The sequence below is a fragment of the Bradyrhizobium elkanii USDA 76 genome (genome assembly GCF_023278185.1).
Classification (GTDB): domain Bacteria; phylum Pseudomonadota; class Alphaproteobacteria; order Rhizobiales; family Xanthobacteraceae; genus Bradyrhizobium; species Bradyrhizobium elkanii.
The window spans coordinates 5474198-5488340 of sequence record NZ_CP066356.1; the positions used below are offsets into that span (position 1 = coordinate 5474198).

12 protein-coding genes are annotated in these 14143 nt (G+C 63.3%); 7 read left to right on the top strand and 5 right to left on the bottom strand.

All coding sequences use genetic code 11. The features are described 5' to 3' along the window. Window positions 1–121 precede the first annotated feature (121 nt). Both JEY66_RS26730 and JEY66_RS26735 read right to left on the bottom strand, forming a co-directional pair. Window positions 122–1423: an RsmB/NOP family class I SAM-dependent RNA methyltransferase gene (locus JEY66_RS26730; protein WP_018271184.1), complete on the bottom strand. Its 1302-nt coding sequence runs from the start codon at window positions 1421–1423 to the stop codon at window positions 122–124. 22 nt (window positions 1424–1445) lie between these two features. Next, the gene (locus JEY66_RS26735) at window positions 1446–1868 is read right to left on the bottom strand and encodes an MAPEG family protein (protein WP_026192653.1); all 423 of its coding nucleotides are present in this window, start codon (window positions 1866–1868) and stop codon (window positions 1446–1448) included. A gap of 418 nt (window positions 1869–2286) precedes the next feature. On the opposite strand from JEY66_RS26735, the gene JEY66_RS26740 reads away from it, so the two are divergent. Then, entirely contained in the window at window positions 2287–3126 is an 840-nt protein-coding gene (locus JEY66_RS26740; protein WP_018271183.1) for a metallophosphoesterase family protein, read from the top strand. 6 nt (window positions 3127–3132) lie between these two features. Here the strand turns inward: JEY66_RS26740 and JEY66_RS26745 are convergent, their stop codons facing one another. After that, window positions 3133–3480 (bottom strand): hypothetical protein, encoded by a 348-nt coding sequence (locus JEY66_RS26745; RefSeq protein WP_370143625.1) that lies wholly within the window; start codon window positions 3478–3480, stop codon window positions 3133–3135. Window positions 3481–3534: 54 nt separating this feature from the next. Next, window positions 3535–4557 (bottom strand): NADP-dependent oxidoreductase, encoded by a 1023-nt coding sequence (locus JEY66_RS26750; RefSeq protein ID WP_018271182.1) that lies wholly within the window; start codon window positions 4555–4557, stop codon window positions 3535–3537. A 707-nt stretch (window positions 4558–5264) separates the two neighbouring features. Between JEY66_RS26750 and JEY66_RS26755 the strand changes: the two genes are divergently transcribed. The 6 genes from JEY66_RS26755 to JEY66_RS26780 all read left to right on the top strand — a co-directional run bounded on the left by JEY66_RS26755 (window position 5265) and on the right by JEY66_RS26780 (window position 12434). Continuing rightward, window positions 5265–7235, top strand: a complete 1971-nt coding sequence (locus JEY66_RS26755; protein WP_018271181.1) for an AMP-binding protein — start codon at window positions 5265–5267, stop codon at window positions 7233–7235. Then, complete coding sequence (locus JEY66_RS26760; protein WP_016840292.1) at window positions 7232–8017, top strand: ABC transporter ATP-binding protein; 786 nt, start codon at window positions 7232–7234, stop codon at window positions 8015–8017. Before JEY66_RS26755 ends, JEY66_RS26760 begins: the two co-directional genes overlap by 4 nt. Window positions 8018–8026: 9 nt before the next feature. Beyond that, window positions 8027–8956: a branched-chain amino acid ABC transporter permease gene (locus JEY66_RS26765; protein WP_018271180.1), complete on the top strand. Its 930-nt coding sequence runs from the start codon at window positions 8027–8029 to the stop codon at window positions 8954–8956. Between the two features lie 15 nt (window positions 8957–8971). Next, complete coding sequence (locus tag JEY66_RS26770) at window positions 8972–10099, top strand: branched-chain amino acid ABC transporter permease (RefSeq protein ID WP_016840290.1); 1128 nt, start codon at window positions 8972–8974, stop codon at window positions 10097–10099. Window positions 10100–10186: 87 nt separating this feature from the next. After that, window positions 10187–11512: an ABC transporter substrate-binding protein gene (locus JEY66_RS26775; protein WP_038372943.1), complete on the top strand. Its 1326-nt coding sequence runs from the start codon at window positions 10187–10189 to the stop codon at window positions 11510–11512. 76 nt (window positions 11513–11588) lie between these two features. Then, the gene (locus tag JEY66_RS26780) at window positions 11589–12434 is read left to right on the top strand and encodes an ABC transporter ATP-binding protein (protein ID WP_018271179.1); all 846 of its coding nucleotides are present in this window, start codon (window positions 11589–11591) and stop codon (window positions 12432–12434) included. Window positions 12435–12509: 75 nt separating this feature from the next. Here JEY66_RS26780 and guaB read toward each other — a convergent pair whose 3' ends face one another. Next, complete coding sequence (gene guaB, locus JEY66_RS26785; protein ID WP_018271178.1) at window positions 12510–14000, bottom strand: IMP dehydrogenase; 1491 nt, start codon at window positions 13998–14000, stop codon at window positions 12510–12512. Window positions 14001–14143 lie beyond the last annotated feature (143 nt).

The window sequence follows — 14143 nt, forward strand, 5'->3', positions numbered from 1 at the left end:
CCGCGTCCATCCCCATCCTTCGAGGCTCGCCAAGCGTTGCTGGCCCATCGCTCGGCGCACACCTCCGGCGACAACAGCGACGCCGTTGCGCCGGCGACAACGCCAGGGCGTTGCGCCGGCGTCACGCTCGGCGCTTGAGGATGCTGACGAAAAACCCATCCGTACCGGTGCGGCGCGGCGTCATCAGCAGGCCTTCCGCCGACAGCAGCGCGGCCTCGGCAAACGCCTCGGCCTTGTCCCACAGCACCGCTGCGGTCTGCTCCGGCGGCTGCACGGAGAACTCCGGATGCCGCGCGGTGAAGGCCCTGACCTGCTCACCGTTCTCCTCCGCCAGCACCGAGCAGGTGATGTAGGCGATCCGGCCGCCGCCCTTCACCAGCGGCGCGGCGCGCTCCAGCACCTCGGCCTGATCCTTCAGCCGCACCTCGAGCGCGCCGGGGCGCATGCGCCATTTGGCGTCGGGATTGCGGCGCCAGGTCCCGGTGCCGGTGCACGGCGCGTCGATCAGCACGAGGTCGGCGGACGCCTTGATGTCGGACAGTACCTCCTCCTCGCCGCGCGGCGTGCGCACGTCGCAATTGTGCACGCCGGCGCGCGACAGCCGCTCATGGATCGGCGCGAGCTGGCGCTTGTCGCTGTCGGTCGCGATCAGCCGGCCCTTGCCTTGCATCATCGCCGCCACCGCCAGCGTCTTGCCGCCGGCGCCGGCGCAGAGATCGATCACCTGCTCGCCCGGCTTGGCCGCCGAGAACAAGGCGGCGAGCTGCGAGCCCTCGTCCTGGACCTCGATGGCGCCCTTGATGAAATCCTCCTCGGCATGGATGCCGGGATTGCGCGCGTCGGCGCCGAGCTCGATGCGCAGGCCGAGCGGCGACCACGGCGTTTCCCTGGCGCCGAGATGCGACAGCCGCGGCAGCACCTTCTCGCGCTTGCCGCGCAGCGTGTTGACGCGCAGATCGAGCGGCGCGCGGCTCGCCATCGCGGTCGCTTCCGCCGCGCGGTCGTCGCCGAACACCTTTGCCAGATGCGGGTCGAGCCAGTCCGGATAGTCGCCCGCGACATGCGCCGGCGCCTCCTTGAGCGAGCGCGAGGCCAATGCGGCCTCCTCGGTCGCGGTCAGCGGATCCGGCGCGAACCGGCCGCCGTCGCACAGCGCCTGGATCGTGGCGATATCCATGCCGCGTTCGAGCTTGAGCATGCCGAGCACGCGCGACCGGGCGCTGGCGTCATCCATCAAATAGGCCGCGGAGGATTGCCGGCGCAGCACGTCCCAGATCAGGCCGGAGATCGCGGCGCGATCGCCGGAGCCGGCATAACGGTGCGCGGTGCCCCATTCCTTCAGCGCTTTCGCCGCGGGAACGCGCTGTGCGTCGATGGTGGCGATCAGTTCGATCGCGGCGGAAAGCCGGGCAGCGGGGGTCATTGATCTCTTTCGGTTGGGCGCATCAGATCAGCAGCAGCAGTCTGAGCGCGAAATACAGCCACATGGCCGCCAGCACCAGCGCGCCGGCGAACCAGGCGAGCGAGCGCGGCCGCACGTCGTTGGAGGTGACGAACACGCTGGCATGGGCAAACCGCGTCACCACGAACACCCAGGACATCAGCACGATGAACAGATCGGCACGGCGCAGCGGCAGCGCAATCGCGATCAGGACATAGAACAGGATCGGCAGCTCGAACTGGTTGGCGAAGCAGTTGCCGAACTTGGTGGCCTGGGCCGGCCAGTTCGGCTCGCGCAGCGCGATGTCTCCGATCTTGGTCTCGCCGCTCGTCAGCGCCCTTGTACGCGTTGTCGCCATGGCGAACAACAGCGCGAAGGCGAGCCCGATCTGGATGAAGACCGGCAGCAGAACCATTTGAACCGACATCAAAAATCTCCCTCAGCCGCGGGCGCCCTGCCGCCCTCTTAGCCGCCGCTCGCCCACAAGACAATGAGCGCCCAATGAAGCGGCCCAATAAGGCGCCTGGGTAACCCGTTGAAACATCACCCGAGCCCGGATGACCAACTCCCAGGACCAATAGCGGTTTCAGCCCCTCACGGATGACGCGATCAGCATCATCACCCCGATCCTCGACAGCGCAGCCCCGGGGCAGCGACGTGCCCGGCATGGTGACGGCGGGGCTCGCCGGCGTCGGTGCGGCAACTGGCGATCAGCGGCCGCCCAAAAAGGCGCAAAACCAAACATCACATCAAACAGGACTTCAAACGAGGCATCGAACAAGACGACAAAATCGTCATCGTTCCGACTTCGCGCCGACCTATGCTCCGGCCGAAAGGAGCGATGCATGCCCCAATTTCGCCTGACACAAATCTCCGACACCCATCTCGCGCGCCGCTTCAAGCCGCTCATCGACAACTTTCATCGCGTCAGCGAGCACATCGACGCTGCGCGTCCCGATCTCGTGCTCAACTCCGGCGACGTCTCGTTCGACGGGCCGACCAGCCGCGACGACCTCGCGTTCGCCAAGGAGCTGCACAACGCGCTGCCGGTCGATTGCCTCTATCTGCCGGGCAATCACGACATCGGTGACAATCCGACCGCGGTCGGCCCCACGCCTTCACAACTGCCGACCGAGGAGACGCGCGGCGCCTTCACCTCGGTGCTCGGCGAGGACCGCTGGCATTTCGACGCTGCCGGCTGGTGCTTCATCGGGCTGAATTCGCTGATCATGAACACCGGCCTCGACAGCGAGGTCGAGCAGTTCGACTGGCTCGCAGGCGCGCTCGACAAGGCCGTCGGCAGGCCGGTCGCGCTGTTCCTGCACAAGCCGCTCTATCTCGACCTGCCCTATGATGCCGAGCGCGCCGAGACCGCGATCCGCTTCGTCCCGCAGCCGGCGCGCCGCCGCCTGATCGAGATGCTCGGCAAGGTCGATTGGCGTCTGGTCGGCAGCGGCCATGTGCACCAGCGCCGCGACTACACGTTCGAGCATGTCAGACACATCTGGGCGCCCTCGGCGGGCTTCATCATCTCGGACGCGCGGCAGGAGGTGATCGGCATCAAGGAAGTTGGTCTCGTCGAATACCGCTTCCAGCCCGACAGTTTCGAGGTCCGCCACGTCAGGGCGAAGGGCCAGGTCGATGTCGACCTGGACATGCTGCTCGGCAAAGAGACGGCGGCCTGAACCGCGTCAGCTCCGCGCCGCGTCGTTCAGGTCGCGCTTGATCACGGTGAGCAGCGCCTGCAGCGAGTCCTTGTTCGGCTGCGGCGCCGGCGGCGGGCGCCGCACGCGAGGCACCTGCGGCATGAAGCGGACCGGCTCCGTGTCCGGCTGCTCCTCGACGAATTTTCCATGCAAGACGTCGTCGCGGCGGCCCATGACGAACATCGTCGCCCAATAGCCGACGGAGAGGAGAATGACCCCGAAAACAATAAGTTCAAAAATCATGGCTACACCTGAAATATAGCCATATTGAATCAACTGCTGCGGGTCTCCGTCAAGCAAATGGGGGCCAAAAGGCCCCCAAATCCCCGCCATTGTGGCGCTTTTGATACTTTGTTGCGCGGAATGGGAGCTTCCGGGGCCTGTAACTCAGGCCTTGTCCGGCCCGACCCGGACCAGCTGCTTGCCGAAATTGGCGCCCTTGAGCAGTCCCATGAAGGCCTCCGGCGCGCTGTCCAGGCCCTCGGTCACGAACTCCTTGTACTTGACCTTGCCGTCACGCACCCACTGCGACATGTCGCGGAGGAAGTCGCCATGCATGGCGGCGAAGTCGCTGACGATGAAGCCGCGGAAGGTCAGCCGCTTGGTCAGGATGTTGCGCATCATCGCGCCGGCCCATTTCGGTGCGTGCGCTTCGGTGTCGTTGTAATGCGCGATCAGGCCGCAGACCGGGATGCGCGCGAACGCGTTGAGCAGCGGAAACACCGCGTCGAACACCGCGCCGCCGACATTCTCGAAATAGACGTCGATGCCCTTCGGGCAGGCTTCCTTCAGCTTCGCCGCGAGATTGGGATCGCGGTGATCGAGGCACTCGTCGAAGCCGAGCTCGTTCTTGACGTAGGCGCACTTGTCCTTGCCGCCGGCAATGCCGATCGCCCGCGCGCCCTTGATCTTGGCGATCTGGCCGACCGCCGAGCCGACTGCACCGGACGCGGCCGCCACCACCACCGTCTCGCCCGCCTGCGGCTTGCCGATTTCGAGCAGTCCCGTATAGGCGGTCATGCCGGGCATGCCGAGCACACCGACCGCGGTCGAGATCGGCGCGATCTTCGGATCGATCTTGGCGAGGCCCTTGCCGTCGGACAGCACGTGCGTCTGCCAGCCCGCGCGCGACAGCACAATATCGCCCTTGGCAAAGGCGGGATTGTTGGACGCGATCACCTCGCTCACCGTACCGCCTTCCATCACGCCGCCGACCGGCACCGGCGCGGCATAGGACGGACCGTCGGCCATGCGGCCGCGCATATAGGGATCGAGCGACAGCCAGATGGTGCGCAGCAGCACTTCGCCCGCGCCCGGCGTCGGCGGCGTGTAGTCCTCGAGCCTGAAATTGGCCGACTTGGGCTCGCCGTGCGGGCGCGAAGCCAGGACGATGCGCTTTCCTTGGGACATGTTGATTTCCTCTTGAGGTGATTGGTTCGTGGCGGACACGTAGTCATGCAATCCAGCTTCCCGCAAGGGAGATGGATTTGCTCTTTCGCGCAGCACTGTTTGAAATGTTGTTTGAAATGACGACTGTCATGCCAGGCACATTGGCGCCAACGCGATACCGTCATGTCGCGGCGGTTCGCAGGGGCCCCTGGTGGCGGCAGTTTGTCACGGCGCGCCACCGGCAAACGAAGCGGCCATAGTCAAGTCGGCTGATCCGACCTCGCCATCCGGCACGGCGGAGCCAAAGCGGTCAGGCGGCCCTCCATGGGTCGCAACGAGGGCGGCCGCGCAGCAAATCGGCAACCGGTTTCCGGTCGCCCTCGAAACCTGAATGGCGCAGGACTTCGGTCGGCTTCGCGGGACCGTCCGATGGACGTGAGGCTCTCCGAAGCATTGGGGTTACCTCTTGAGAGCCGATCAGCGTCCTCGCGCCGCAATGTCGGTCTGGTGGCAGCCGAATTCACCTTCGGCGAATTGGCAGCCGGCAGACTTATTTCTGCCGCGCGCGCCCGCGGCAAAAACGCGACCTATCAATCTGGCACTTGTCGGACTTGCGATTCGCTGTAATCTCGCACCATGCGGCACTCGCATGTCTGCTACCCAAAAATGGAGCAGGCATCACCATAACAGGAGCGAACCAACGCTTCGGTTTTTGGATCGAGACCGACATGGCCCGCGGCGGATCGTATGACACGTTTCCCAAATTGCTGCTGCGAAACACGGCACAATTTGGCACGCGGCCAGCGTTCCGGCATAAGGATCTTGGCATCTGGCAGAGCTGGACCTGGGCTGAGGTTGCCGAGATCATACGTAGCTACGCCGCCGGCTTGCATCGCCTTGGCTTGCGGCCGGGCGAGACAATTGCGGTAGTCGGCTCCAATCGGCCCAAGCTTTACTGGACCATGATGGCAGCGCAGACGCTGCGCGCAATCCCCGTTCCGGTCTACTCCGATGCTGTGGCTGATGAGCTTGCTTTTGTTCTCGCTCACGCCGAGGCGACGGTGGTCGCAGCGCAGGACCAGGAGCAGGTCGACAAGGTCCTGTCGGTGTCCGACCGACTGCCGCAACTCAACAGGATTATCTACGACGAACCGCGCGGAATCGACGGCTACGATCGCGGTCGACTGATCGCAATCGGCGATATCATCAATGACGGCCGCACCGCGCTTGCAGCCGACCCAGCGCTTGGCGAACGGATCGATGAATCCATTCGGGCCGGCAACGGTTCGGACATCGCTGTCATCCTCTACACCTCGGGAACGACCGGCGCGCCCAAGGGCGTCATGCTGTCGGCGCGAGGCTGCATCGATGCTGCAACCGACACCACGCGGTTCGACAAGTTGACCGACAAGGACGTGGTGCTGGCCTATCTGCCGCTGGCTTGGGCGGGCGATCATTACGTCAGCTATGCGCAAGGCATGGTGGCCGGATTCTGCATGGCGTGCCCGGAGAGCAGCAACACAATCGAGCAGGATCGGCATGAGATAGGACCAACCTTCTACCTGGCCCCGCCACGCGGTTTCGAGGCCATGCTGACGCGGCTGATGGTCCGGATGGAGGACGCAGCGCCGATCAAGCGACGATTGTTCAGCTACTTTCTGGACGTCGCGCGGCGGTATGGCGAGCAAGTCTTGACGGGACGTCCGGTGCCGCTGTCAGGCCGATTGCTCTATGCGCTGGGAGGCTGGCTGGTCTACGAGCCTCTCAAGAACGTTCTCGGCCTGTCTCAGGTGCGCGTCGCATACACCGGAGGCGAAGCTATCGGTCCGGATCTGTTCGCGTTCTACCGCGCGATCGGACTGAACCTGAAGCAGCTCTACGGCCAGACCGAAGCGTTCCTCTATGTAACGTGTCAGCCCGATGGCGAGATCTACCCGGATACGGTTGGTCCGCCGGCGCCCAACGTCGACATCCGCATCGCGGAATCAGGCGAAGTGCAGTTTCGCTCGCCCGGCATGTTCCTCGGATATTTCAAGGATCAGGCAAAGACCGCGGAAGCGATGACGTCCGATGGATACGTCAGGACCGGCGACGCGGGCTTCTTCGACGAGAAAACCGGGCATCTGAAGATCATCGATCGCGCGAAAGACGTCGGCCGATTGGCTGACGGCACGATGTTTGGTCCCAAGTACCTTGAGAACAAGCTGAAGTTCTATCCCAATATCAAGGAAGCGATCACGTTCGGTGACTCCAGAGAGTTCGTATGCGCCATGCTCAACATCGACCCGGTCGCGGTCGCGAATTGGGCGGAACGCAACAACGTCGCCTACGGGTCCTATCAGGAGCTTGCCGGGCATCCGCTGGTCTACGACATGGTCGCCAAAGACGTTGCCGCGGTGAACCGCTCCCTGGCCGGGGAAACGGTGCTTGCGGGCGCCCAGATTCGCCGCTTCCTCATTCTGCACAAGGAGCTCGACGCGGATGACGGCGAGCTGACCCGCACGCAGAAAGTGCGCCGCCGCTTCATTGCCGAACGCTATGCGTCGTTGGTCACGGCACTCTACAACGGAGCGCATGACGCCGACATTTCCACGGAAGTGACGTTCGAGGATGGCCGGAAAGGCACGATCGCGGCACGAGTCAAGATTCGCGACATGCAAATCGTCGGTCCGGCAGAATCGCTGGGAAGAGCGGCATGAGAGCGCCAAACGCCAACGAGATCCTGCTGCAGGTCGAGGGCGTGGCACTGGCCTTCGGCGGCGTCAGGGCGCTGCGGGACGTCTCGTTCAACGTCAAAAAAGGCGAAATTCGCGCCATCATCGGCCCCAACGGCGCCGGCAAAACCTCAATGCTGAACGTCGTCAACGGTTTCTATCACCCCAACCATGGCGCCATCACCTTCAAGGGAAGCACCCGGTCCAAAATGCAGCCCTTCGAAGCGGCGCGCGGCGGCATCGCGCGCACCTTTCAGAATGTCGCCCTGTTCAAGGGCATGAGCGCGCTCGACAACATCATGGCAGGCCGCACCTTGAAGGTCCGCCGGGGACTGTTGTGGCAGGCGCTGCGTTATGGCCCTGCTCTCGCAGAGGAGGTCGAACATCGGCGTAAGGTCGAGGAGATCATCGACTTTCTGGAGATCGAGACAATCCGCAAGGTACCGGTTGGGCGCTTGCCATACGGCTTGCAAAAGCGTGTCGAACTCGGTCGCGCTCTGGCGATGGAGCCCGACCTACTCCTCCTCGACGAGCCGATGGCTGGCATGAACGTCGAGGAGAAGGAGGACATGTCGCGATTCATCGTTGATGTGAACAATCATTACGGCACGACCATCGCCCTGATCGAGCACGACATGGCCGTGGTCATGGATCTGTCGGATCGCGTAGCGGTGCTTGATCACGGCGTAAAGATCGCCGACGGCACGCCTGATGAAGTGAAGAAGAGTCAAGCCGTCATCGACGCATATCTTGGCGTCGCGCATTGAGGTGCGTCCATGATCGCACTGGGTCAGTTTCTCGAGGTCCTTATCGGCGGATTGATGTCCGGCGTGCTCTATTCGCTGGTCGCCCTCGGCTTCGTGCTGATCTTCAAGGCATCGGGCGTATTCAACTACGCGCAGGGAGCCATGGTATTGCTCGCGGGATTGGCGCTGGTTCGCGCCCTCGATCTGCTGGTCGCCAACGGACTTCCGCTTTGGGTCGCGGTCATCCTCGCTATCGGCTTTGCCGCCGTGATCATGGCGGCAACCGCCTGGCTCATCGAGCGGTTCGTGATCGGACCTCTCGTCAATCAGGACGGCTTGACGCTGTTCATGTCGACGATCGGCGTGACATTCGTCATCGAGGGCGCCGCGGAGATGATCTTCGGATCGGATGTCTACCCGTTGCGGCTGTTCCCGACCGACGCCTGGTTCTTGTTTGAAGGCCTGTTCCCGGGCGGGATTCTGGTCAACAAGCTGGATGTCTGGGGCGCATTGATCGCGGGCGTCCTGGTCGCCGGCCTCGCCGTCTTCTTTCAGCGTACCAAGACCGGTCGCGCTCTCAGAGCCGTGGCCGACGACCATTTGGCCGCCCATTCGGTCGGAATTCCGATCAGCTGGATCTGGTTCGTGGTCTGGCTCGTTGCCGGTCTCGTTGCGCTGGTCGCGGCGACCGTGTGGGGGACCAAGCTTGGCGTTCAGTTCTCCATCACGTTTCTCGCGCTGAAGGCTTTGCCGGTGCTGATCATCGGCGGCCTTACCTCCATTCCCGGAGCCATCGTCGGCGGGCTCATTGTCGGTGCGGGTGAGAAGCTCGCAGAGGTGTATCTCGGGCCATCCATCGGCGGCGGCATCGAATATTGGTTTGCCTACGTGCTGGCGTTGGCGGTGCTGCTGTTGCGGCCACAGGGTTTGTTCGGCGAGCGCATCATCGAACGTGTCTGAGGCAAGGAGGTCGTTGTGCTCTATCGCGAAGCTGGCCAGTTCAAGGCGACCTATGCGGAGGATATGGCGATCTTCCCGATCCGGCAGGATCGTATTGCCCTCGCCGTCTTGCTCGGAATTGCCTTCATTGGCGTGCCGCTGTTGGCCAGCTTCCGGATCTGGCCGTTCAGCACCGATTATCTGTTGTGGGCCATCCTGCTGCCATTCCTCATCCTGGCGCTCGCGGCCATCGGGACGAACATTCTCGTCGGCTATTGCGGCCAGATTTCGCTCGGCAGCGGCGCGTTCATGGCCATCGGCGCCTATTCCGCCTACAAGCTGGCGACCGGCATTCATATCCCGCTTGCCTGGCTTGGCTTCGCGATCGCGATCCCACCGTTGCCCGTCTTGGCATCCATTCTGCTTGGCGGATTCATGGCGGCGGGTGCCGGAATCCTGTTCGGCATTCCCAGTCTGCGGATCAAGGGCCTCTACCTGGCGGTCGCAACGCTCGCCGCGCAGTTCTTCTTCGATTGGGCGTTCCTGCGGCTCCCGTGGTTCACCAACTACGCCCCGTCGGGATCAGTGAATGCGCCGGAACTGGATTTCTTCGGCATGGTCGTACGCACGCCGGTCGAGCGTTACCTGCTTTGCCTGACCTTCGCGACTGTCATGGCGGTGTTGGCGAAAAATCTCGTGCGCGGCAATCTCGGCAGGCAGTGGATGGCGATCCGCGACATGGATATCGCCGCCGAGCTGATCGGCATCAGGCCGCTCTACGCAAAACTCACGGCTTTCGCGGTCTCTTCGTTCGTCATCGGGGTGGCGGGTGCGCTCTGGGCGTTCGTCTACCTCGGTTCATGGGAGCCACTTGCGTTCTCGATCGACCGCTCGCTTGAGCTTCTGTTCATGGTCATCATCGGCGGGCTCGGCTCGATCATGGGTTCGTTCATCGGAGCAGCGTTCATCCTCATCGTGCCAATCATGCTGAATGTGATCCCGACCAAGCTCGGCCTGCCACTGTCGACGCAAGCGATCACTCACCTCCAGTTCATCATCTTCGGATCCTTGATCTGCTATCTGCTCATCAAGGAACCCCATGGCTTCGCCCGGCTGATATCGATCGGCAAGGAGAAGCTCAGGCTTTGGCCGTTTCCATATTGAAGGAGCGATCGCAACGCGGGCGGACGCTGGAGAGGAAGGAAGCACCACGGACGGAAAAAGAAGGACTTCAAGGAGGAGGATATCAATATGGCAAGTATAGCACGCAGTGTACTGATACTGGCGACCGCCTTGGCCGGCGCGGCGTTTAGCACACCGGCCGCAGCGCAAAACGAGCAGTTCATCCCGATTTTATCGTACCGGACCGGACCATACGCCGTGAACGGCGCGCCCTACGCAAACGGCGTCGTGGACTATTACAACCTGATCAATGAACGCGACGGCGGCATCAACGGCGTCAAAATTCTGACCGAGGAATGCGAGACGGGCTACGCGACCGACAAGGGAGTGGAGTGTTACGAGCGTCTCAAAAGCAAAGGACCAACCGGCGCGGCCTTCATCAATCCACTGTCGACCGGCATCACCTTCGCACTCACCGAAAAGACCGCGACCGACAAGATCCCGATCATCACAATGGGGTACGGCCGGGCCGATTCCAAGAACGGCGCGGTGTTCGCGTATAATTTCCCGTTGCTCGGCACTTACTGGTCCGCGGCCGATCTCGCCATCCAGCAGGTCGCCAAGGAACTCGGCGGCTTCGACAAGCTGAAAGGCAGGAAGATTTCGCTGCTGTATCATGACAGCCCCTATGGCAAGGAGCCGATTCCGATGCTGCAGGTGCTGGCGCAGAAGTACGGCTTTGAGTTCACGCCGATCCCGGTCACGCATCCCGGCGTCGAGCAGAAGTCGCAATGGCTGGCGATCCGCCAGAACCGGCCGGACTATGTCCTGGTCTGGGGCTGGGGCGTCATGAACAGCACGGCAATCAAGGAGGCGGCCGCCGTCGCCTATCCGCGCGACAAGATGATCGGCGTTTGGTGGTCGGGCGCAGAGCCTGACGTGACGCCGGCAGGCGATCAAGCCACTGGCTACAAGGCGCTGATGCTTCAGCACGGCGCCGGCAAGTTTCCCGTGCATGCCGACATAGAGAAGCACATCTACGCCAAGGGCAAGGGTTCGACAGAACCCGTCAAGATCGGCGAGGTTCTCTACAACCGAGGTATGGTGAATGCCATGCTCGGCGTTGAGGCGATCCGCAAGGCGCAGGAAAAGTTCGGCAAGAAACCGCTGACGGGCGAGCAGGTCCGTTGGGGGCTTGAGAATCTCGTCCTCACCGATACGCGTATCAAGGAACTCGGCTTTGAGGGGATGTTGAAGCCGGTCAGCATTTCCTGCTCCGACCACGAGGGCGCGCGCTACGGGCGGGTCCAGCAGTGGGATGGCAAGGCCTGGAAAGTGATCTCCGACTGGTCCACGGCTGACGAATCGCTCATCGAACCGCTCGTCACCGATGTGTCTGCGAAGTATGCCGCGGAGAAGAAGATCAAGCCGCGCGACTGCGCAAAGGAAACCTGAGACCGTGTGAGTGATCCGGGACGCAGGTTTGCCTGCTCCCGGATCACGGCCCCTGCTACAGTTTGGAGGTCTGCGCGTGTCAATCGCCAAGGTGGTCGTCGCCGCTACGACGGAAGCGACAGCTCTGATCTTATCGGTCAACAACATCGAAGTTGTCTACGATCACGTCATCCTCGTGTTGAAGGGCGTCTCGCTGGAAGTGCCGCGAGGCGGCATTGTCGCGCTGCTCGGCGCCAACGGCGCCGGCAAGACGACGACGCTGAAGGCGGTCTCCAATCTGCTGCACGCAGAGCGCGGCGAGGTCACCAAGGGCTCGATCCTGTTCAACGGCGTCGAGGTGAAGTCCCTGTCGCCAAACGACGTGGTGCGACGCGGCTGCATCCAGGTGATGGAGGGGCGGCGTGCTTTCCCTCATCTGACAGTCGAGGAGAACATCCTGACCGGCGCCTTTACGCGGACGGACGGCAAGCTCGCGATCGCACAGGACCTTGAACGGGTCTACGCTTATTTCCCGCGTCTCAAGGAACGACGCAGTTCCACCGCCGGCTATACGTCCGGCGGCGAACAGCAGATGTGCGTGATTGGTCGCGCGCTGATGTCGCGCCCGAAGATGATCCTGCTCGACGAACCATCGATGGGCCTCGCGCCGCAGATCGTCGAAGAGATCTTCGAGATCGTGAAGGATCTCAACGCCAAGGAAGGCGTGTCGTTTCTTCTCGCCGAGCAGAACACCAATATGGCGCTCAGATATGCAAGCCACGGCTACATCCTCGAAAATGGCCGCGTGGTGATGGACGGCGAAGCGCACGCACTCGCCGCAAATGAGGACGTCAAGGAGTTCTATCTTGGCGTCGCCGGAGAGAAGCGAAAATCATACCGCGACGTGAAGCACTACAAGCGACGCAAGCGCTGGCTTGCCTAGCAGATGATGGCGTCCCGAAATTCCGAGACTCCGGGTTCGGTCCTTCGGACCGTCCCGGAATGACGGTGCTTGGGCTTACACCCCGCCCGGATAGTTCGGGGATTCGCGCGTGATGGTCACGTCGTGGACGTGGCTCTCGCGCAGGCCGGCGCCGGTGATGCGGACGAACTCGGCCTTGTCGTGGAAATCCCTGATGTCCTTGGCGCCGACATAGCCCATCGCGGCGCGCAGGCCGCCGGCGAGCTGGTGCATCACGTGGCCGACCGGCCCCTTGTACGGCACCTGGCCCTCGATGCCTTCAGGAACGAGCTTCAGCGTGTCCTTGATGTCCTGCTGGAAGTAGCGGTCGGCCGAGCCGCGCGCCATTGCGCCGACCGAGCCCATGCCGCGATAGGCCTTGTAGGAGCGGCCCTGCCACAGGAAGACTTCGCCGGGCGTCTCGTCGGTGCCGGCGAGCAGCGAGCCGACCATGGCGATGTCGGCGCCGGCGGCGAGCGCCTTGGCGAGATCGCCGGAATATTTGATGCCGCCGTCGGCGATCACGGGCACGTCGGCCTTCTTCGCGGCCGCGACCGCATCCATGATCGCGGTGAGCTGCGGCACGCCGACGCCGGCGACGATGCGCGTGGTGCAGATCGAGCCCGGGCCGATGCCGACCTTGATGCAGTCCGCGCCGGCATCGATCAGCGCCTGCGCGCCGCCCTCGGTCGCGACGTTGCCGGCCACCACCTGCACCGCGTTGGAGAGCCGCTTGATGCGGTTGACGGCATTGAGCACGTGGCGCGAATGGCCGTGCGCGGTGTCGACCACGACGACGTCGACGCCGGCATCGATCAGCCGCTCGGTGCGTTCATAGCCGGTCTCGCCGACCGTGGTGGCGGCGGCGACGCGAAGCCGGCCGTGCTCGTCCTTGCAGGCGAGCGGATGCGCCACCGCCTTCTCGATGTCCTTGACGGTGATCAGGCCGACGCAGCGATATTGATCGTCAACGACCAAGAGCTTCTCGATGCGATGCTTGTGCAGCATCCGCTTCGCCTCGTCCTGGCTGACGCCCTCGCGCACCGTGACCAGGTTCTCGTGCGTCATCAGCTCCGAGACCTTCTGCCGGGGATCGCTGGCAAAGCGCACGTCGCGGTTGGTGAGGATGCCGACCAGCTTGCCCGGCACGTTCTTGGCCGCGCCGGTCACCACCGGGATGCCAGAGATGCCGTGATCCTTCATCAGCGCCAGCGCGTCGGCCAGCGTGGCATCCGGGCCGATGGTCAGCGGATTGACCACCATGCCGGATTCGAACTTCTTGACCTGCCGCACCTGCGCGGCCTGACCGTCGGGATCGAAGTTGCGGTGGATGACGCCGAGGCCGCCGGCTTGCGCCATCGCGATCGCCATGCGCGCCTCGGTGACGGTGTCCATCGCCGACGCGATGATCGGGATGTTGAGCGCGATCGCGCGGGTGACGCGCGAGCGGATATCGACTTCCGAGGGAAGGACGTCCGACAGACCGGGCTTCAGCAGCACATCGTCGAACGTGAAGGCTTCGCGGATAGCCTGAAGTCCCGTGGCCATTGCCAACTCCTTTCGGCGGCCGCAGCCGCGATAAACTTACGGATGAACGCTGCCTGCGGCGACGCTGCTGCGTCACCGTCGAATCGGCGCCCATCGGTGGGGTTGACGCTGGTCGATAGCATGGCGGCATGACGAATCAAAGC

Excerpts from the sequence above, each read along its gene's own strand:
- JEY66_RS26735 (WP_026192653.1), bottom strand. The coding sequence starts at position 1,868 with ATGTCGGTTCAAATGGTTCTGCTGCCGGTCTTCATCCAGATCGGGCTC.
- guaB (WP_018271178.1), bottom strand. The coding sequence starts at position 14,000 with ATGGCCACGGGACTTCAGGCTATCCGCGAAGCCTTCACGTTCGACGAT.
- JEY66_RS26745 (WP_370143625.1), bottom strand. The coding sequence starts at position 3,480 with ATGGCGGGGATTTGGGGGCCTTTTGGCCCCCATTTGCTTGACGGAGAC.
- JEY66_RS26765 (WP_018271180.1), top strand. The coding sequence starts at position 8,027 with ATGATCGCACTGGGTCAGTTTCTCGAGGTCCTTATCGGCGGATTGATG.
- JEY66_RS26740 (WP_018271183.1), top strand. The coding sequence starts at position 2,287 with ATGCCCCAATTTCGCCTGACACAAATCTCCGACACCCATCTCGCGCGC.
- JEY66_RS26750 (WP_018271182.1), bottom strand. The coding sequence starts at position 4,557 with ATGTCCCAAGGAAAGCGCATCGTCCTGGCTTCGCGCCCGCACGGCGAG.
- JEY66_RS26775 (WP_038372943.1), top strand. The coding sequence starts at position 10,187 with ATGGCAAGTATAGCACGCAGTGTACTGATACTGGCGACCGCCTTGGCC.
- JEY66_RS26755 (WP_018271181.1), top strand. The coding sequence starts at position 5,265 with ATGGCCCGCGGCGGATCGTATGACACGTTTCCCAAATTGCTGCTGCGA.
- JEY66_RS26730 (WP_018271184.1), bottom strand. The coding sequence starts at position 1,423 with ATGACCCCCGCTGCCCGGCTTTCCGCCGCGATCGAACTGATCGCCACC.
- JEY66_RS26760 (WP_016840292.1), top strand. The coding sequence starts at position 7,232 with ATGAGAGCGCCAAACGCCAACGAGATCCTGCTGCAGGTCGAGGGCGTG.